This window comes from Pseudomonas spelaei (genome assembly GCF_009724245.1).
Taxonomy (GTDB): domain Bacteria; phylum Pseudomonadota; class Gammaproteobacteria; order Pseudomonadales; family Pseudomonadaceae; genus Aquipseudomonas; species Aquipseudomonas spelaei.
In genome coordinates this window covers 254,638-273,277 of record NZ_WNNK01000003.1, presented here as the reverse complement: position 1 = coordinate 273,277, position 18,640 = coordinate 254,638, and the positions used below count along the sequence as shown (strand labels likewise).

The 18,640-nt window shown below is 60.8% G+C and carries 16 protein-coding genes; 6 read left to right on the top strand and 10 right to left on the bottom strand.

The window, feature by feature from the left end; all coding sequences use genetic code 11:
* The 4 genes from GNF76_RS05390 to GNF76_RS05375 form a co-directional block, all read right to left on the bottom strand.
* Complete coding sequence (locus tag GNF76_RS05390; protein ID WP_155582141.1) at positions 1 to 714, bottom strand: ABC transporter permease; 714 nt, start codon at positions 712 to 714, stop codon at positions 1 to 3.
* Positions 711 to 1,400, bottom strand: a complete 690-nt coding sequence (locus GNF76_RS05385) for an ABC transporter permease (protein WP_155582140.1) — start codon at positions 1,398 to 1,400, stop codon at positions 711 to 713. Before GNF76_RS05385 ends, GNF76_RS05390 begins: the two co-directional genes overlap by 4 nt.
* A 91-nt stretch (positions 1,401 to 1,491) precedes the next feature.
* Positions 1,492 to 2,280, bottom strand: coding sequence for an ABC transporter substrate-binding protein (locus tag GNF76_RS05380; protein WP_155582139.1), 789 nt, complete (start codon positions 2,278 to 2,280; stop codon positions 1,492 to 1,494).
* 59 nt (positions 2,281 to 2,339) lie between these two features.
* Positions 2,340 to 3,533 carry a M20 aminoacylase family protein gene (locus tag GNF76_RS05375; protein ID WP_155582138.1) on the bottom strand — a complete coding sequence of 398 codons (1,194 nt, stop codon included), beginning with the start codon at positions 3,531 to 3,533 and terminating at the stop codon, positions 2,340 to 2,342.
* Between the two features lie 126 nt (positions 3,534 to 3,659).
* Here GNF76_RS05375 and GNF76_RS05370 point away from each other — a divergent pair, with 126 nt between their 5' ends.
* Positions 3,660 to 4,613 carry a LysR family transcriptional regulator gene (locus tag GNF76_RS05370; RefSeq protein WP_155582137.1) on the top strand — a complete coding sequence of 318 codons (954 nt, stop codon included), beginning with the start codon at positions 3,660 to 3,662 and terminating at the stop codon, positions 4,611 to 4,613.
* 30 nt (positions 4,614 to 4,643) lie between these two features.
* Here GNF76_RS05370 and GNF76_RS05365 read toward each other — a convergent pair whose 3' ends face one another.
* A complete protein-coding gene (locus tag GNF76_RS05365) occupies positions 4,644 to 5,615 on the bottom strand; it encodes a helix-turn-helix domain-containing protein (RefSeq protein ID WP_155582136.1) in 972 nt (323 codons plus the stop codon).
* Positions 5,616 to 5,859: 244 nt separating this feature from the next.
* Here GNF76_RS05365 and GNF76_RS05360 point away from each other — a divergent pair, with 244 nt between their 5' ends.
* From GNF76_RS05360 to GNF76_RS05340, 5 genes are all read left to right on the top strand, one after another.
* On the top strand, positions 5,860 to 6,393 hold the full coding sequence (locus tag GNF76_RS05360) for a 2,4'-dihydroxyacetophenone dioxygenase family protein (RefSeq protein WP_155582135.1): 534 nt from the start codon (positions 5,860 to 5,862) through the stop codon (positions 6,391 to 6,393).
* Between the two features lie 22 nt (positions 6,394 to 6,415).
* Positions 6,416 to 7,666 (top strand): MFS transporter, encoded by a 1,251-nt coding sequence (locus GNF76_RS05355; protein WP_155582134.1) that lies wholly within the window; start codon positions 6,416 to 6,418, stop codon positions 7,664 to 7,666.
* The gene (locus GNF76_RS05350; RefSeq protein WP_155582133.1) at positions 7,663 to 8,727 is read left to right on the top strand and encodes a 2,3-butanediol dehydrogenase; all 1,065 of its coding nucleotides are present in this window, start codon (positions 7,663 to 7,665) and stop codon (positions 8,725 to 8,727) included. Before GNF76_RS05355 ends, GNF76_RS05350 begins: the two co-directional genes overlap by 4 nt.
* Positions 8,728 to 8,769: 42 nt before the next feature.
* Entirely contained in the window at positions 8,770 to 10,038 is a 1,269-nt protein-coding gene (locus GNF76_RS05345; RefSeq protein ID WP_155582132.1) for a carbohydrate porin, read from the top strand.
* An 87-nt stretch (positions 10,039 to 10,125) separates the two neighbouring features.
* Positions 10,126 to 11,790, top strand: coding sequence for a GMC family oxidoreductase (locus GNF76_RS05340; RefSeq protein ID WP_155582131.1), 1,665 nt, complete (start codon positions 10,126 to 10,128; stop codon positions 11,788 to 11,790).
* Here the strand turns inward: GNF76_RS05340 and GNF76_RS05335 are convergent.
* From GNF76_RS05335 to GNF76_RS05315, 5 genes are all read right to left on the bottom strand, one after another.
* On the bottom strand, positions 11,776 to 13,434 hold the full coding sequence (locus GNF76_RS05335) for an FMN-binding glutamate synthase family protein (RefSeq protein WP_155582130.1): 1,659 nt from the start codon (positions 13,432 to 13,434) through the stop codon (positions 11,776 to 11,778). The genes GNF76_RS05340 and GNF76_RS05335 overlap by 15 nt on opposite strands.
* A 58-nt stretch (positions 13,435 to 13,492) precedes the next feature.
* The gene (locus GNF76_RS05330) at positions 13,493 to 13,984 is read right to left on the bottom strand and encodes an acyl-CoA thioesterase (protein WP_155582129.1); all 492 of its coding nucleotides are present in this window, start codon (positions 13,982 to 13,984) and stop codon (positions 13,493 to 13,495) included.
* Between the two features lie 266 nt (positions 13,985 to 14,250).
* Positions 14,251 to 15,555 (bottom strand): c-type cytochrome, encoded by a 1,305-nt coding sequence (locus GNF76_RS05325; protein WP_155582128.1) that lies wholly within the window; start codon positions 15,553 to 15,555, stop codon positions 14,251 to 14,253.
* Positions 15,552 to 16,025 (bottom strand): (2Fe-2S)-binding protein, encoded by a 474-nt coding sequence (locus GNF76_RS05320; RefSeq protein WP_155582127.1) that lies wholly within the window; start codon positions 16,023 to 16,025, stop codon positions 15,552 to 15,554. Before GNF76_RS05320 ends, GNF76_RS05325 begins: the two co-directional genes overlap by 4 nt.
* Before the next feature lie 9 nt (positions 16,026 to 16,034).
* The gene (locus tag GNF76_RS05315) at positions 16,035 to 18,221 is read right to left on the bottom strand and encodes a xanthine dehydrogenase family protein molybdopterin-binding subunit (RefSeq protein WP_155582126.1); all 2,187 of its coding nucleotides are present in this window, start codon (positions 18,219 to 18,221) and stop codon (positions 16,035 to 16,037) included.
* Between the last annotated feature and the right edge of the window lie 419 nt (positions 18,222 to 18,640).

Genomic DNA, 18,640 nt, shown 5'->3' with positions numbered 1-18,640 from the left:
TCAGTGCGTGCGGGGTTTCAGGTAGGCCAGCCAATGCAGTTCGCCACGGCGAAACAGCCAGATCAGCAAAAATGCACTGCAGGCATACAGCACCCCGGCAATCCCGAATGCCGCAAACGAGGCGTAGGTCGCCGAGTTGACGTCCCGGGCGATCTTCAGCAGATCGGGCACCGTGGCGGTGAATGCGACGGAGGTCGAATGCAGCATCAAGATCACTTCATTGCTGAACAAAGGCAGCGCCCGACGTAACGCTGACGGCAACACAATCCGCCGGTACAGCGTGAAGGTGCTCATCCCGTAGGCCCTGGCGGCCTCGACTTCACCGTGTGGGGTGGCCCTGATGGCGCCGGCAAAGATCTCAGTCATGTAGGCACAGGTATTGAGCCCGAACGCAAGGACCGTACAGTTGAAGCCATCCCGGAAAAACGCATTGAGAAAATCCTGCGCCCGGATCACATGCAGGCTGTACACCCCGGTGTAGAAGAACAGCAGCTGGATATACAACGGCGTACCGCGAAACACGTAGGTGTAGAACCAGACCGGTGTGCGAATCAGCGGGTTGGCGCTGACGCGGGCAATTGATAACGGAACGGCCAACAGGAAACCGATCAACACTGAAAGGATCAGCAGCCACAAGGTCACCGCCAACCCGGACAGGTGCGCCCCGTCGCTCCACAGGTAGGCCTGCCAGTAGTCCTGGAGGATAGTGGTCATAGCACGGCCTTCCTGACACCCACGCAATAGCGGTGTTCGAGCCACATCAGCAGAACGTTGGAAACGCTGGTGATCGCGAGGTAGATCAGGCCGCCAACCAGCGTGAAATAAAAGAACTGCATTGAGCCCTTGCCCGCATCCTGCGTCGCCTTGACCACATCGGTCATGCCGATGATCGACACCAGCGCAGTCGACTTGATCAGCACTTGCCAGTTATTACCAATCCCCGGCAACGCGTGGCGCAGCATCTGTGGGAACAAGACCTTGCGAAAGGTTTGTGCTCGCGTCATGCCGTAGGCCCTGGCGGCTTCAATCTGGCCGGCTGGAACCGCCTGAAAAGCACCGCGAAAGGTCTCGGTAAAGTACGCCCCATAAATGAATGCCAGAGTCACGACACCCGCCAGAAAAGGATCGATATCGAGCTGGGCAACGCCCAGCCAATCAGTCAGTTGGTTGAGCAACATTTGCAGGCTGAAGAACAACAACAGCATGATCACCAGGTCCGGCATGCTGCGGATCAATGTCGTGTAGCTCGTCGCAAACATCCGCAGCACACGGTTTGAAGACAGCTTGGAACTGGCCCCCATCAGCCCTATCAGAACGGCGAACAGCAGTGACCCCAACGCCAGTTTGATCGTGGCCAGGGTGCCCAACAGAATCTGTGGACCAAAGCCTTCCAGAAGCATTTCACTCTCCTTGTTTTTATTAGGTTGAGGTGAAGGTAAAGCGGTAACAGAGCAGCCCGGGCGGCTGCTCTGCACAGGGTTTCGAGCGGGGTTATTTCGCGCCGTAGACGTCGAAATCGAAGTACTTTTTGTTGATCCGCGCGTAGGTGCCATTGGCGATGATCGTCGCCAGCGCTTTGTTCAAGTCTTCACGCAGCTCAACGTCCGCCTTGCGCACACCAATGCCATCACCCACGCCAAAGAACTCCGGGTTGTCCAGGGTGCCACCGGCAAACGCGTAGTCCTTGCCTACCGGCTTATCCAGAAACCCGTAGCTGGCCTGAATAGAACCCTGCAACGAGGCATCGAGTCGCCCGACCATGAGGTCGGCGTAGACTTGGTCCTGATTCTGATAAGAGAGAATATCCACGCCTTGGGAACCCCAGACGGCTTTCGCGAAAGCCTCCTGGGTCGAGCCCTGCTCCACGCCTACGCGCTTGCCTTTGAGCGACTCGACAGTCGGTTCCAAACCCGAGCCACGCTTGATGACCAGACGTGCCGGGGCGTTTGATACTTTGTCGGTGAACGCAATCTGCCCCATGCGCTTGGGGGTGACGGTCATCGACGAAGCCACCGCGTCGAACTTGCGTGCCAGCAAGGCCGGAATCATGCCGTCCCAGCTGCTTTCAACCCAGATGCACCGGGCATGCAGCTCTGCACAGAGCGCCTCAGCGATATCGACCCCAAAACCGGTCAGCGTGCCATCCTGATTTTTGTATTCCAGCGGTGGATACGTCGGGTCAACACCCAGCTTCAGTACTTTTCCGCTCCAGTCGGCCGCGCCAGCCAGGCTGGATGCGCTCAAGAACACCAGGGAAACAGCCGCGATTATCTTATTCATTGTTATCTTCCTCGAGGGCTCGCAGAGCCAGGTTACCGATAGCGTTTATGCAGCCCTGCTCAGCGCAGAAATCGTTCCACCAACTTGACCCAGTAACTGGCGCCGATGGGCAGGCAGGCGTCGTTGAAGTCGTAACCGGGGTTATGCAACAAGCACCCACTATCGCCCTGGCCATTGCCGATCACCAGATAACTGCCCGGGCATTTTTCCAGGATGAAGGCAAAGTCTTCACTGGCGGTGAATGGCCGCAGGTCCTCGATCAACTGTCCCTCGCCCAACCACTCTCTGGCGACCTCACGGGCGAATGCCGTCTGCTCGGGATCGTTGATCAATACCGGATGGCAATGTTGATAGTCGATATGCGCCTGTGCACCAAAACTCGCCGCCTGGCCCTGGACCAGTTCGGTGATTCTGACTTCAAGCAGTTGGCGAATCTGCGGCGTCAGCGCTCGCACACTCAGGATCATTTCGGCAGTGGCCGGAATGACGTTCGACACGCTGCCGGCATGAAGGCTGCCGACCGTGATAATCGCCGTTTCCTGAGGGTTGACGTTGCGCGAGACGATGCTTTGCAGGGCAATCACAATGGACGAACAAACCACCACCGGGTCGACCGCCTTGTGCGGGACCGCACCATGGCCACCGACACCCTTGATGGTGATTGTGACCGTGTCGGCAGATGCCATGAACGGCCCACTGTAGAACCCCAATTGCCCGGCGGGATAACCCGGGACGTTGTGCATGGCAAAAATCGCGTCGCAGGGGAAACGTTCGAGCAGCCCGTCCTCCAGCATTTTCCGGGCACCGCCCAGCCCTTCTTCAGCCGGCTGAAACACCAGATGCACCGTGCCGTTGAACACTCGGGTTTGTGCCAGGTATTGCCCTGCCGCCAACAACGTGGCCGTATGACCGTCGTGACCGCAGGCGTGCATCACCCCGTCATTGCGGCTGGCATACGGCAACCCGGTAGCCTCCTGAATCGGTAGCGCATCCATGTCGGCGCGTAACCCAATGGCACGCCCGGGGCCATTTTTCAGGGTCCCGACCACGCCGGTCTTGCCCACTCCTCGGCTCACTTCAAACCCCCACTGCGTCAAACACTGCGCCACCAGCTCAGCCGTGGTGAACTCTTCAAACCCCAGCTCGGGGTGGGCGTGAATACGATGACGCAGGGCAATCATCTCATTTTGCGATGCAGCGATTCCCGGCAGGACATGGTCAGCATGCACGGTGGTACTCCTCGATAAGATCATTCAGTGCCCCTGGCTCAAGGGTGAGTCCGGCGGGCGCTGCCGAATCGATCTTAAGGAACAGGTGCTGGGCCAGGGAGACTCAGTTTGGTTATGATGACAACCATTGGTTGTCCCAAAGGTGAGCCTATGAAGCTGCATCAACTGCAAGCGCTGATTGCCAGTGCCGAGACCGGCAGCATCCGCGCGGCCGCGCGCTCGCTGGATATCTCCCAGGCCGCCGTGACCAAAGCCCTGCGTGAACTGGAAACAGCTCAACAGTTGCCGCTTTTCGTCAGGACCCCCAGTGGCCTGAACTTCACTGAATACGGAAAAGTGCTGCTGACCCACGCCAAGCTGGTACTCAAGCAACTGGAACATGCGCAGGCCGAGCTTGATCAGTTGCGCGGCAAAGCCCAGGGGCGACTCTGCGTCGGCGTCACGCCCTGGATTGCACTGACGTTTCTACCGCAAGTGGTGTTGGACTTTCGCCAACGCATGCCAGACATCCAATTGGAACTGTTCGAAAGCCTGATGGCGGTGGCCCAGCCGCTGCTGCGTGACGGCAGCATGGACTTCGCCATCGGTCAGTTGCACCCGGCGCAGGCGACCCCGGAGTTTGCCTGCGAAACCTTGCTGGACTATCAGACCTCGGTGCTGGTTCGCCAGGGCCATCCTCGACAGAACGCACAATCGATCCACGAACTGTTGGACCAGAACTGGACGCTGAACTATGCCCCAGACGGTCGCGACGCCCTGATGCAGGAATTGTTCGGCAAACACAGCGCGCACATCGATAGCAATCGCATCGTGCGTGCGCACTCACTGGCGATCCTGCAGATGATGGTGGAGCGCGCCGACATGTGCACCTGGGGGCCAACCATCATGAGCACGGCGCCACCGTTCCTGGGGCGCATTGTTGCCCTGAAGTTGAGCGAAGCGTTCGAGCCGCGGCAACTGAGCATCGTCACCCGGCGTAATGGCTCGCTGAGCAATGCAGCGCTGTGCTTCACCGACTGCCTGCTGCAGGTGATTCGGCGCCACGCCCGTTCGGCGAAAAGGGAAGACCGTGAACTGTTTGAAACCCTGCGGTTGTTGGTTTGAGAGCGACCGCCTGAGGTTTTCGCCGCGGTGCTAATCCCCCAACGCCTGCGCGCGCACCTCGCTGGGTGTTTGCCCATAACGCGCCTTGAACGCCCGGGAGAAGTGCGCCTGGCTGGTAAAACCGTGGCGGTAGGCAACCTCCCCCACATCCAGGCCCCTGACCTGCTGGCTGCTTAACAGCCCGTAAGCCTGTTGCAGGCGTTTTTCCAGGATGAAGCGCCGTGGCTGGGTGTCTTCCAGGGCAAACAGCCGTGCCAGGTGTCGGGTGGAGATCCCGGTCTGGATCGCCACCCGCTCGCAACTCAAGGTCGGGTCGGCCAACTGATCCCGGATGCATTGCTTGGCCGCCAACAGGTAGGAAGCGCTCAAGGCGTTGATCCGGCGGTGCCCCACTTGGCCGGCAATGATATTGCCCAGCAACTCGAATGCATCGTCCTGATAGCTCCCCGCTTCCCCGCTCAACGGCTGCTGGAAAAAAGCCCGGGTGCGCTCACCGAGTGTGCGTAGCAACAAGCGCTGCACGCCGGTGTGGGCACTGATTTTCAGGGCATTGTCGAAGTGGCTCAAACAGTGGCTGGCAAAGATTTCCTGGGGCACATCGAAGATGAATTGGCGCATGGGCCCGGAAAACCCGAACAGGTAGGGTTTGTCGGTGCGATAGACCATCAACTCGCCAGGCTCCAACAACTGGCACTGGCCGTTCTGAAAGAAAAATGAACCGCTGCCCGTCACGAACGACACGAAGATCGAGGCCTTGGGCACCGCTCGAATCATCGAGCCGTCGCGTTCCACCACGTGTTCGTTACCGACGATATGGGCCAGGTGCATGCTTTCCAGGCTCAGGTTGTCCTGGGTCGCGGTAAATCCACCTTCGCTGTAGGACGAGCATTTGAGGCCCACCAGGGTGGACGCGTTGTACTGCTCCCAAAAGGCCAGGCGCTGGTCCAGGGGAATGCTGTCGGTACTGGCTCGCCGAGTGTCGAGCATGGCACATGGAGTCATTTTTATTCTTCTCATGGCAGCGGGAGGTTGCCCTGGCCCAGGCAAGGCCAATTCCGGGGCTTCCAGAGAACTCATTAATATCTGAACAATCCCCGATGTCAACTGATTGCCCAGACGGAATCGACCGCCGGGCACTCGATAAAGCGGCGTCCGATACAAGCAACCATCACGTCGCTTGCGATCAAACCGCCCATGCTTTGACGCCCTAGAGTGGCCCTGCATCCCCCACAAGCAGAGGCCGAACATGCCCGAATTAGCCAGCACCGAATTTTGGAAAGACTTGCAGCCCATCGCCAACTGCTTCAAGCCCGACGCCAAGCCCGAGGTTTACCTGCCCAACGCCGCCAGTGACGACCTGCGGCTCTATGTACCGTTCACCGAAACCGTGTCTTCACGCCCGTTGTGGATTTCCCCGAGTGAAAACCGCTGGTGCGACATCCTGATGTCCAGCCGCGCAGGCCTGGTCAATCGGCATTACCACCCCCACGAAGTGTTCGCCTACACCCTCTCCGGAAAATGGGGCTACCTGGAACACGACTGGACCGCCACCGCCGGCGACTTTGTCTACGAGACCCCGGGCGAAGGCCACACGCTGGTGGCCTATGACCACCCGGAGCCGATGCGCGTGTTTTTCATCGTCAAGGGGCCGCTGATCTGGCTCGATGAACAGGGTGAACCCAACGGCTATTTCGACGTGCACTCCTACATCGACCTGTGCCGCAAGCACTACGACAAGGTCGGCCTGGGCGCCGATGCCGTGGACCGCCTGTTTCGCTAAACGCGTTTTTCGGAGAACCACCATGGCTGACAACAATAATAAAGCCGGTTACGAAAACACCTTGCTGTGCGTGCTGTTCCTGACCTTTGGCTTCGTGTTTTTCGACCGTTTGGCCCTCGCGTTTCTGTTTCCGTTCATGGCCACGGAACTGCAACTGAGCAATAGCCACCTGGGCATGCTGTCCTCGGTGCTGGCACTGGCCTGGGCGCTGTCCGGCGCGCTGGTGGGGGCCTGGTCGGACCGTCGCGGTATACGCAAGCCGCTGCTGATCATCGCGGTGATTCTGTTTTCCCTGTGTTCGGCGCTGTCAGGGCTGGTCACCGGCTTTCTCAGCCTGTTGCTGTTTCGCGGGATCATGGGCCTGGCCGAAGGACCGATTCTGCCGCTGTCCCAGTCGCTGATGGTAGAAGCCTCGTCGCCCCATCGACGGGGCCTGAACATGGGCTTGTTGCAGGGGTCGGCAGCGGGCCTTTTAGGCGCGGTGATCGGCCCCCCGGTGTTGATTGCCCTGGCTGAAGCCTACGGCTGGCGGCATGCATTCATTGTGTCGCTGGTGCCCGGCCTGCTGATTGCCTGGTTGATCTGGCGCTATGTGCGCAACGACGAACCGCGCCAGGCGCCGAAGGTCAGTGAGCACCAGACCGGGCATCGCCTGGCCCTGCTGAAAAGCCGCAACATCGTGCTCTGCACCTTGATCAGTTGCGTGTTCCTGACCTGGTTCATCATCCTGATCTCATTCACCCCAACCTTCCTGGTCAGTGTTCGCGGCTATAGCCCACCGAGCATGGGCGCGATCATGAGTTGCCTGGGCGCCGCCTGGGTGCTTTGGGGATTTGCAGTGCCGGCGATTTCCGACCGCATCGGCCGCCGCCCGACGCTGGTGCTGTTTTCGCTGGTTGCCGCGTGCTGCCCAATGGCCCTGCTGTTTGCGCCTTCACCACTGATTCTCGGCGTACTGATGGTGCTGACCTACACCGGCCTGGGCTGCTTCACGCTGTTTATGGCAACCATCCCAGCGGAGACCGTTCCCCGTGAAGTGATGGCCACCGCCCTGGGCATGATCATGGGGATTGGTGAACTGGTGGGTGGTTTTGTCGCGCCGACCGTGGCCGGTTTTGCTGCCGATCGTTTTGGCCTGTCCATCGTGATGTGGATGTCGTGTGCCGGTGCTCTGCTGGCCGCCGTTCTGTCGTTGTTCCTCAAGGAAACCGCCCCCGCTGTGCTGCGCCGTCAGGTGGCAGCCACGTCCATCCTGCAAGGAAACCAGCCATGAAAGCATTGCGTTGGCACGCCGCCAAAGACCTGCGCCTGACGGATCTGCCCGAACCCTCCCCCGGCCTCGGTGAGGTCCTGGTGCAAGTGGCCTACTGCGGGATCTGCGGCAGCGACCTGCACGAGTACCAGGACGGCCCGCATTCGATTCCACAGCAAACACCTCACCCCCTTTCAGGTTGCCGCGCCCCGTTGACCCTGGGCCACGAGTTCTGCGGCCAGGTGATCGCCCTCGGTGAGGGTGTCAGCCACGTACAGGTCGGCAGCCGCGTCGCGGTCGAACCCGAGTACCGCTGCGGCCACTGTGCGTATTGCCTGGAGGGCAGCTACAACCTGTGCCAGTCCATGGGCTTCATCGGGCTGATGGGCGACGGCGGTTTTGCCGAGCGTGTGGTGGTGCCGGTCTACATGCTCCATCCATTGCCGGATGCGGTGAGCTTCAAGCAGGCCGCCGTCCTGGAGCCCGCCGCCGTGGCCTTCCATGCACTGAACCAAAGCAGCTTACAGGCCGGCGACAGTTGCGTGGTATTCGGCCTCGGCCCTATCGGCCTGCTGTTGATCATGCTTGCGCGTCTGCGCGGTGTGGAGCGGATTTACGCGGTGGACATCAGCCCGCAGCGCTTGCAACTGGCCCGCGAGCTCGGCGCCCGGGAAGTGCTCGATGGCCGCGACGCCGACCTGCTGCCACGCCTGCGAACCTTGAGCGGCGGCGGTGTAGACAGCGCGTTCGAGGCAGCCGGCAGCCAACAGACCTTGACCAACGCCCTGCACTGCCTGCGCAAAGGCGGCGAAGCGGTGCTGGTGGGTTTGATGGGTGAGGTGCAGATCGATGCCTTTCACCTGGTCAACAACGAACTGCGGCTGCTGGGCAGCGTCGGGTACCGCCATGCCTACCCGGCGCTGATCAAGTTGCTGGCCAGCGGGCGCCTGGACCTCACTCGGATCGTGACGCGCTGCGTCGCATTGGAGCATGCCGTCGAACACGGTTTCGAGGGCCTGTCAGCCGACAAGAGCCAGATCAAGGTGCTGGTCAATCCCACGCCGTCACTGGCCCATCAATGAACCACCCGCTCATCACAACAACAATAAAAAGAGTCCCTGACCATGAACACTCCAATGCGTTTGTGCACCTTTTTGCTCGCGGTGTCCGTGTATCCCCAGGCCTGGGCGCAAACCCGTGAAGGCCCGCTGGCAGACCTGGGTGAACAACTGGCCGGCTACGGCATCCAGCCCCATGTGCAGTTCTGGAGCCTGTCGATGAAGAACCTCGACACCGGCCCAAGGCCCAACAGCTTTGGCAACAGTGGCGACCTGTTTATCGGTGCCGATGTCAACCTGGGCACGCTGGCTGGCCTCGATGGCTCGGCGTTTCATGTCGAAGAAACCGTGTTCATCCTCGACCAGGGCACCGGGCAACCCACTTCACGCAACTGGCAAGGCGCCGCCGGCAGCTACTTCGCCGGGGCGCCGATTCACAACGACATCACCAGCAACCAACTGAGCCTGCTGACCTTCGAACAAAAATGGCTCGACGGCCAGCTCGACTTGCACCTGGGACGCACCAATGCGCGGCGCTATTTCTATATCTACAACTGCGACACCGTGGTCACCTGCAACGACCCGATCATCGACTCCTCCACCGGTGTGCTGCCACCGCCTTATGGCGCCTGGGGCGGCTACCTGAAATACCAGCTGAACCCAAGCCTGTACGTGCACGCGGGGGCGTTCGAATCCAACCCGGTGGACTACCTGAAAAAGCGCAAGGGCCTGGACTTCAGCACCGACGACGCCAGCGGCACCAGTTTTCTGCTGGGGATCGGCAGCAAGCCAGGCGACGACACCACCCAGTACGAGCTCAACGCTTACTTCAACTCCTCGACGCAGGTCGACCCCTTGACTCAGGCCCGCGACCACGGCACCGCCGGCGCTTTCTTCAAGTTTCGTCAGACACTGTGGCGCACCAACCTGCAAGGCTTGCAAGTGTTCGGCTCACTGTCGGCGGCGGCCGATGACAAGCAGCCCTTCAGCCATTTTGCCGAAGCCGGGCTGACCTACCTCGCGCCCTTCGACCGGCCCCGGGACAAGCTCAATTTCAAGACCAGCTACCTGCGGATCAACCCGCACCAGTTGGAGTTCCAGCAACGGATGCGCACCGACAACAACGGCGACCCGCGCCTGGGCGACCGGGATGTCTACGCGCTGGAAGCTAACGGTCACTTTGCCCTTAGCCGCAATTTGTCCATTGAGCCAAGCGTGCAGTACCTGATCAATCCGGACAATTTCTACAACCCCGGCGCTCGGGAGCTTAGCGCTAATGGCTTCGTTGTCGGGCTACAAGTGATGCTGGATGTCGGCTCGATGCTGGGGCTGTAGAACCCAAGGCCAAAACCTGTAGCCGCTGCCGAGGCACGAGGTTGCGGCTACAGGTTCGGATACACATTCCAAGAAGAGGTAATTTTCATGACTCAATCCCCTGCGCATACGTTCGACTACATCGTGGTCGGCGCAGGTTCGGCCGGCTGTGTGCTGGCCAACCGACTGTCTGCCGAGCCTGGGGTTTCGGTGTGCCTGGTAGAAGCCGGGCCCAGTGATCGCACGCTGTTTCCGGGCGCCTACATCCGTACCCCGGCGGGCATCATCCGGTTGATCGCCAACCCGAAATGGAACTGGATGCATCAGTTCGAGGCCCAGTCCACCCGCGGTGACACACCCATCCCCTGCCCGCGCGGTCGGGTCTGGGGCGGGTCAAGTGCAATCAACGGCATGATCTATGTGCGTGGCCATCGCAGCGATTACGACCGCTGGGGGGCGGCCGGCAACCGGGGCTGGGGCTATGACGACTTGTTGCCGTACTTTCGCCGCTCCGAACATTTCGAGCCCGGGCCTTCGCCGTGGCATGGGCAGAACGGCGAACTGAACGTCACCCACCAACGCAGCCCAAGTGCGGTCAACTCAGTGTTCTATGAGGCGGCGGCGCAAATGGGCTGGCGCTACAACACCGACTTCAACGGCGAGGAGCAGGAAGGTTATGGCGCGTTTCACGTCACCCAGATCAACGGTGAGCGCTGCAGCGCTGCCCGGGCGTTTCTCTACCCGGCGTTGTCCCGCACGAATTTAACCGTGTTCAGCGAGACCCTGACCCATCGGGTGTTGCTCGATGGCAAGCGTGCCAAGGGTATTGAAGTGAGCCAGGGAGACCGGACGTTCACGCTCAAGGCCCGGCGTGAAGTGATCCTCAGCGCCGGCAGTATCAACTCGCCGCAACTGTTGTTGCTGTCCGGTATCGGTCCGGCTGAAGAACTGGCGCGGCACGGCATTACCCAGCACCACGAACTGCCCGGCGTCGGTCAAAACCTGCAGGATCACCAGGACATTGTCTTGATGTACCGCAGCGACAGCGACCTGGGTTACGGGCTGTCTGTGCGTGGGATATTGCCGTTGGCGGCCTCGCCCTTTCAGTACCTGGCGGCGCGACGAGGTCCACTGACCTCGAACACCGTGGAGTCCGGCGCCTTTTTACGCCTCAACCCCACCGATACCGCACCGCAGTTGGGGCTGATCGTTGCCCCGGCCCTGAAGAACCAGCCCCAACGCCTGATTCCCGTAGGCCACGGCATCAGCTTGCACGTGGCGGTGATGCACCCTAAAAGCCGTGGCCAGGTGCGCCTGCACTCGGCTGACCCAAAGGACAAACCGCAGGTGGACGGCAACTTCCTCAGCCATCCGGACGATTTGCGCACCCTGGTAGAAGGCTTTCGCCTGGTGCGCCGATTGGCGGCGACCCCGGCCTTTGCCGAGCGCTTGCAAGGTGAGCTGGTGCCTGGGGCGAAGGTCAGCAGTACTGAGCAGATCGAGCAGTGGATCAGGGAAAACCTGGGCACCGTGTTTCACCCGGTGGGCACCTGCAAAATGGGCAATGATCCCATGGCGGTGGTTGACGACCAACTGCGTGTCCATGGCCTGATGGGGTTGCGAGTGGCCGATGCGTCAATCATGCCGACCTTGATTACCGGCAACACCAATGCCGGTGCGATCATGATCGGCGAGAAAGCCGCGGACCTGGTCCTGAGCAAGACGTCGCCGGAGCACGAACGGGAGACGCCTGCCCTCTCACGCTGTCACTGACGCCTCACGCCTGTCGACCTTGGCCGGCGCTGTGACGGCCAAGGGCGCAAAGCTATGGGGCTGGGCTGCGCGCCACATGCCGGCATAGAACTCGGAATTGATCGACTCCTTGAGCAGTTCCCCAGGTTCGAGGAACACATGAATCTGCGAAAACAGCCGCACCTCGGTGGTGGTCATGCGCCGTACCAGGTGTTTGGGCTGCAATTGTGCAGGATGACTCAGGCCTGCGGCACTGAGCATTTCCCCCAGCGCCACCAGGGTGTTGCGATGGAAGTTGTGCACCCGCTCAGCCTTGTCCGGCACTTGCAGGGCGCGCTGGCGCAGCGGGTCCTGGGTCGCAACACCAGTGGGGCATTTGTTGGTATGGCAGCTTTGCGACTGGATGCAGCCGATGGCAAACATGAAGCCCCGGGCCGAGTTGACCCAGTCGGCACCGATAGCCAGCACGCTTGCGATGTCAAAGGCGCTGACAATCTTGCCGCTGGCCCCCAACTTGATATGCCCGCGCAAGCCGGCGCCGACCAAGGTGTTGTGCACAAACAGCAAGCCTTCACGCATCGGCATGCCGATGTTATCCGTGAACTCGCGGGGCGCGGCGCCGGTGCCGCCTTCCTTGCCGTCGACCACGATGAAGTCCGGCAGGATACCGGTCTCCAGCATGGCCTTGACGATGGCCATGAACTCCCACGGATGGCCCAGGCACAGTTTGAAACCCACCGGCTTGCCTCCGGAAAGATTGCGCAAGCGCACGATGAACGCCAGCAGTTCCATGGGCGTACTGAACTCGGAGTGCCGCGCAGGCGACACGCAATCGCTGCCCATTTGCACGCCACGGGTGCTGGCGATTTCCTCGGTGACTTTGTGCTTGGGCAGGATCCCGCCATGACCCGGCTTGGCACCTTGGCTCAGCTTGATTTCGATCATTTTGACTTGCGGCTGGCGGGCCTGTTCGGCGAAGCGTTCCGGATCAAAGCGACCGTTCAGGGTCCGACAGCCGAAGTAACCACTGCCGATTTCCCAGATCAGGTCGCCGTCGAACTCGCGGTGGTACGGGCTGATGCTGCCTTCACCGGTGTCATGGGCGAAGCCGCCCAGGCTCGCGCCTTTGTTCAAGGCGCGGATGGCATTGGCGCTGAGGGCGCCAAAGCTCATGGCCGAGATGTTGAACACCGACGCACTGTAGGGCTGCAGGCATTCAGGGCCACCGACCACCACGCGAAATTGCTGTGGGTCGCAATGGTCACTGGGCAACATGGAGTGGCTGATAAATTCGAAGCCGGGTTTGTAGACGTCGGTCAGCGTGCCGAAGGCTTTTTCCGCCGGCTGGTTTTTTGCGCGCTGATAGACGATCGAACGCTGGGTTCGGGAAAACGGCAACTGTTCATCGTCGCCCTCCAGCAGGTACTGGCGGATCTCCGGGCGAATGGTTTCCACCAGGTAGCGGATGTTGCCCAGAATCGGGTAGTTGCGACGCACTGAATGATGGGTTTGCAGCAGGTCGTTGAAGCCGATGAGGCTAAGTACGCCGGTGACCAGCGTCAGACCGGTCAGCCACGGTGACAGCGGCAGAAAAAACAGGCTACCCAACGTAAATAGCACACACACGGCGAAGACGGCATACCGGCTCAGGAGTGAGACTTTCATGGTTATTCCTCGTTGCGGACTCAGGTTCACCCTTGAGGCCCGACAGAAAAGACAGGGCTTATTGGGCGGCACCCAACTCACGAATCTCGGCGTAGCGCGCTTGCAGTTCCTGGCGCTGTTGCTTACGTAGTTGCGCCTGGGCAAAACGGCGTAATTCGCCTGGGGTATCCGGCAGCAACGGGCGCACCGGGCATGGGCGCCCATCGGTGTCGATCGCGACCATGGTGAAATAGCAACTGTTGGTGTGGCGTACGGTTCGTTCGTGGATGTTTTCGGTCATCACTTTCACGCCGACTTCCAGGGAAGTGCGTCCGGTGTAATTGACGGACGCGAGGAAGGTCACCAGTTCGCCGACGTGAATCGGCTCCTTGAAAATCACCTGATCCACCGACAAGGTCACCACATAACGGCCGGCATAACGCTTGGCACAGGCAAAGGCCACTTCATCGAGCATCTTGAGCAACGCCCCACCATGGACGTTGCCCGAAAAGTTGGCTTTGTCGGGGGTCATGAGCACGCTCATGCTCAACTGATAACTGCCAGGTTCCATACAGACCTCTCACGATAGGCATTGTGATTGTCGCCATGTTGATCTGGCGTTCAGGCCGCAGAGGTGCGACCTAGAGAGCTGAAACGTATCAGGCAATAGAGATAGTTAGCTAGCTAACATTTGGAATAGAGACTTGCGAAACGCGTAACAATGCCAACAAAGAGTGCCGCTGCGACGGGTTGTAGCCGCTGACGAGGTACGAGGCTGCGATGGGTTGCGAAGCGACCCCCGAGGGCGGTCCTGCGGACACGCATCGCAGCCTCGCGCTATTGCTTACGCTGCTCGGCCACCTGTCCAGGTGTGACGGAGCCTTTCTTGCCACCGAACTGAGTGACCACATAGTTGGCGATAGCCGCCACTTCCTCGTCGGAATGGCTTTGACCGAAGGCCGGCATGGACTCGTGATGGTCGCCGATGCTGATACGCGTGCCGTTGAGAATCACCTGAACCACGCTGCGCCCTTGCGGATCGTTGCTGGCGGTACTGCCCACCAATGACGCATAAGACGACTGGCGTCCCTGCCCGTTCCACAGGTGGCAACCCACGCAGTTCTGTGCGAAAAGCCGCTGGCCAAACGCATCCTGCTGTTGTGCCGGAGCCACCACGCTGGCGGCCAGGGCGCCTTCAGGCTTGAGGTTGACGGCGACAGAGGTGTCACCGGCAAGGGCCGGTATGTCGCGCAAGTAAGTCACGAGGGCCTGGATGTCGGCAGGTACGAGGTACTGCAGGCTGTGCTCCACCGCTTCCGCCATGGGCCCGGAAGCGCTGCTGCGTCCTGGCGCGTGACCGGTTGCCAGGTAAGCCGCCAATTGCTCCTGGCTCCATCCGCCGATACCGCTCTGCGGGTGCGGGGTGATATTGGCGGCGTACCAGCCCTGGATCACTTCGCCAGACAGGTACTGGCCGGGTTTCATCGCAAACCCCAGGTTGCGCGGGGTATGGCACTCGCCACAGTGGCCGAGGGCGGTGGCCAGGTAGGCGCCGCGGTTCCACTCCTCGCTCTTGGTCGGGTTGGCGGCAAAACGTCGGTTATCGAAGAACGCCAGCTTCCAGAAGGACATGCCCCAACGCTGGTTGAACGGGAATGGCAGTTCGTTGCTCGGGTTCGGCTGTTTGACCGGCGCCAGGCTGAACAGGTAAGCCTTGATCGCCAACACATCCTCACGGCTCAATGCCGCATAAGAGGTGTAAGGCATGGCCGGGTACAGGTTGCCCTCAGGCCCGACGCCATCGCGCACCGCCCGCACGAACTGGTCATCGCTCAAATTGCCGATGCCCGTCTCACGATCGGGGGTGATATTGGTGCCGTAGATCACGCCAAACGGCAATTTGAACGCCAGGCCCCCGGCAAAGGGTTGGCCGCCAGGCTGGGTATGGCAGGCCACGCAATCGGCCGCCCGCGCCAGGTATTCACCACGGGCCAACGGGTCGGTGATCTGTGCCGGCGCACCGGCAATCGGCGCAGCAGGTTCAGCCCCTACCGGGCGTAGCACCACATACAGGACATAGACGACCACCAGCACCGCCACTGCGATCAACAGCCACAGCAGGCGCTTCCACACGCCAGTCATGACGGCTGACCTTTGTCGAGGGCACCGGACGCCTCGTGGATGGCGGCACGAATCCGCACATAGGTGGCACACCGGCAGACGTTACCGGACATGGCCGCATCGATATCCGCGTCGCTCGGCGTGGTCTTTTGCATCAACAGTGCGCTGGCGCTCATGATTTGCCCGGACTGGCAGTAACCGCACTGCACCACATCCAGATTGACCCAGGCCTGCTGCACCGCCTGGCCCACCGGCGTGGCGCCGACGCCTTCGATGGTGGTCAGCTTCTTGCCCTGTGCGGCGGACACGGGCAGCACGCAAGAGCGCACCGCCACACCGTCCATGTGCACGGTGCAGGCGCCGCACATGGCCATGCCGCAGCCATACTTGGTGCCGGTCATGCCGGCTTCGTCACGCAGGAACCACAGCAGTGGCATGTTGGGGTCGCCCTCGAAGGACAGCACCTGGTCATTCACGGTCAGATTGATCATGGTTATTCCTTATACGCTGGGCCGCTGCAGAGGCAGGCTGAGAGACGAACGGGGCAGTCCAAGTTGGGCCAGGGCATTGCCCACCGCCGGCGCGATGACCGGCACCCCCAATTCACCGACCCCGGTGGGTACCTCACCCGACGCCACGATGATCACTTCGATCTGCGGCATTTCGTCGATACGCAAGGGGCGGTAGTTATGGAAATTGCTCTGCTCGACAATCCCGTCCTTGAGGCTGATGTTGCCGTGCAAGGCAATGCCCAGGCCGTAGCCGATACCGCCTTCGATCTGCGCACGCACCACATCGGGGTTGACCACGATGCCGCAATCCACCGCGCACCAGACTTTATGCACTCGCGGCACGCCGCCCTCACCCAGAGACACTTCGGCGATCTGCGCCACATAGGTGCCAAAAGCCTTGGCCACGCCAACGCCGCGTGCCCTGCCCTCGATCACGCCCGGACCTTGCCAGTTGGCCGCCTTGGCCACCGCGCGCAACACACCCGCTTCGCGAGGCGCATTGCCCATCAGGGCCAGGCGCCCTTCCACCGGGTCTTGCCCGCTTTCGTGCAGCAGCTGGTCAATGAAGCTCTCGACGGCATGCCCGGTATGGGTGCTCGCCACCGAACGCAACGAGGTGGTCGGCACCTTGCCCGGGACGATATGCGCGTCGCAGCGAAAGTGCTCGAAGGTGTAGGGAATCTCGCTGGCGCCTTCGACCATCATCAGGTCGACGCCATTGACCACCAGGGCATCCATGGCGCTGTTGCGGGTCCAGGAATGGCCGACAATGGTGTCGGTCCAGGCGACCACTTTGCCGCCACGGATCGCCCCGCGCAGGCGGTGCAGGATCATCGGCCGGTACCAGCCGTTGCGCAGGTCATCCTCGCGGGTCCAGACCACCTTGATTCCGTGGCCGGGCCCGATTCCCTTGGCCGCTGCGGCCATGTCGGCCGCCAGGTCCGGCCCCAGCGCCGGGTTACCCAAGTCGATACGGCGACCGAAGCTGCCGCCCGCCATGATGGTTTCGATCTCGACCTTTTCCGGCGGTAACTGGAACAGGTCGCACAGCTGTTTATGGTCCAGGGTCTGGATCTGGCAACCGTAGCGGGCCTTGACGGTGTTGCCGTCCCAGAACAGGTAGCCGCCCAGCGGCTCCATCGGCGCGTGGGCCACGTAGGGGAAGCTGTACTCGGCTTCGATCACCTTGTCGGCGTTTTTGAAGGCGTCATCCGGCGTCCCGACAGTTTTCGCCGTCACCCCGGTTTTCTGCGCCACTTCACGGAACTCCGTGAAGATCTGTTCAGTGCTGCGCATTTCTGCCTGGCTATCGTCCCACTCGACTTTCAGCTTGTTGCGGCCTTGAATCGCCGCCCAGGTGCCCTTGGCGTAAACGGCCACGCCGGTGTCGACCTGTTTGACGGCTACCACCCCCGGCACCGCCAGGGCTTGGGTGGCGTCGAAGCTGCGGACCTTGCCACCAAAGCGCGGTGATTTGGCCAGGGTGACGGTGAGCATGTCCGGTTCGTGGATGTCTTCAGAAAACTGCGCCGTACCGTTGGTCTTGCCCAACGAGTCGACACGGTGCATACCCGTTTGTTTACCGATCAGGGTGAAGTTCGCCGGGTCCTTGAGGGTCAACGTGGCAGGGTCCGGGGCACTCAAGCGCGCGGCCTGTGCCGCGAACTCACCAAAGCCGGCTTCACGCCCACTGGCCGCGTGGCTGATGCGCCCCTGCTTGACGCTGATCTGCTGCGCCGGCACTTGCCATTCCTTCGCCGCCGCCTGGACCAGCATGGCCCGCGCCATGGCGCCCATGCTGCGCATCTGTTGGTAGGCATTGGCCACCGAACTGGAACCACCAGTGCCCTGGAAACCGAAGGCCAGGTTCTTGTACACCGCCGTATCCACCGGCGCTGCGACGACTCGCATCTGCGACCAGTCGGCGTCCAGTTCTTCGGCCACCAAGGTAGCCATGCCGGTATACACGCCCTGGCCGATTTCGGAATGTTTGCTCAATACCGTAACAATGCCGTCTTCACCAATCTGCACAAAGGCATTGGGTACAAAAGCGGCTTCGTTATTAACGCCGGACTTGGCTTGCGCGCCTTTGCCCGGAAGATAGGCCCCAATAACCAATACGCTGGAGCCCACAATAAACTGACGCCGAGACAACGAGACTTCAGAAGTGCTCATTAAATAACTCCATCCTGGTGATCGACGGTAACAGAGGCCCTACGGCACGCCACTGCAGCCTGTCCCCGTTTCAATCTATTGATGACACACCTTACTCGCAGGCACCGCAAACAACCAAGTAGCGGCAGGCAAACTTTACATATCCAGGCAAAGCTTAATGATAGGGATTATTATTTAAAGCAAGCAGAACAACTTATGAGCAAGCAACAACCGATTCTTTGCGGATACAGGCGCAAGTTGTCTGACACAGTAGTTGATCAGGTAAAGGCAACTTGGTGATAGAACGAAGCTCGCTATTTCTTGCACGATCCTGTCAATCGAAGCCTGCCGGTTTTGTTCTTGTCGCCGCTGCCGAGGTACGAGGCTGCGATGGGGCTGGGCGGCATTCCGACGTAGCGGCCCGCATCGCAGCCTCGTAC

Excerpts from the sequence above, each read along its gene's own strand:
- GNF76_RS05390 (WP_155582141.1), bottom strand. The coding sequence starts at position 714 with ATGACCACTATCCTCCAGGACTACTGGCAGGCCTACCTGTGGAGCGAC.
- GNF76_RS05385 (WP_155582140.1), bottom strand. The coding sequence starts at position 1,400 with ATGCTTCTGGAAGGCTTTGGTCCACAGATTCTGTTGGGCACCCTGGCC.
- GNF76_RS05380 (WP_155582139.1), bottom strand. The coding sequence starts at position 2,280 with ATGAATAAGATAATCGCGGCTGTTTCCCTGGTGTTCTTGAGCGCATCC.
- GNF76_RS05375 (WP_155582138.1), bottom strand. The coding sequence starts at position 3,533 with ATGATCTTATCGAGGAGTACCACCGTGCATGCTGACCATGTCCTGCCG.
- GNF76_RS05370 (WP_155582137.1), top strand. The coding sequence starts at position 3,660 with ATGAAGCTGCATCAACTGCAAGCGCTGATTGCCAGTGCCGAGACCGGC.
- GNF76_RS05365 (WP_155582136.1), bottom strand. The coding sequence starts at position 5,615 with ATGACTCCATGTGCCATGCTCGACACTCGGCGAGCCAGTACCGACAGC.
- GNF76_RS05360 (WP_155582135.1), top strand. The coding sequence starts at position 5,860 with ATGCCCGAATTAGCCAGCACCGAATTTTGGAAAGACTTGCAGCCCATC.
- GNF76_RS05355 (WP_155582134.1), top strand. The coding sequence starts at position 6,416 with ATGGCTGACAACAATAATAAAGCCGGTTACGAAAACACCTTGCTGTGC.
- GNF76_RS05350 (WP_155582133.1), top strand. The coding sequence starts at position 7,663 with ATGAAAGCATTGCGTTGGCACGCCGCCAAAGACCTGCGCCTGACGGAT.
- GNF76_RS05345 (WP_155582132.1), top strand. The coding sequence starts at position 8,770 with ATGAACACTCCAATGCGTTTGTGCACCTTTTTGCTCGCGGTGTCCGTG.
- GNF76_RS05340 (WP_155582131.1), top strand. The coding sequence starts at position 10,126 with ATGACTCAATCCCCTGCGCATACGTTCGACTACATCGTGGTCGGCGCA.
- GNF76_RS05335 (WP_155582130.1), bottom strand. The coding sequence starts at position 13,434 with ATGAAAGTCTCACTCCTGAGCCGGTATGCCGTCTTCGCCGTGTGTGTG.
- GNF76_RS05330 (WP_155582129.1), bottom strand. The coding sequence starts at position 13,984 with ATGGAACCTGGCAGTTATCAGTTGAGCATGAGCGTGCTCATGACCCCC.
- GNF76_RS05325 (WP_155582128.1), bottom strand. The coding sequence starts at position 15,555 with ATGACTGGCGTGTGGAAGCGCCTGCTGTGGCTGTTGATCGCAGTGGCG.
- GNF76_RS05320 (WP_155582127.1), bottom strand. The coding sequence starts at position 16,025 with ATGATCAATCTGACCGTGAATGACCAGGTGCTGTCCTTCGAGGGCGAC.
- GNF76_RS05315 (WP_155582126.1), bottom strand. The coding sequence starts at position 18,221 with ATGAGCACTTCTGAAGTCTCGTTGTCTCGGCGTCAGTTTATTGTGGGC.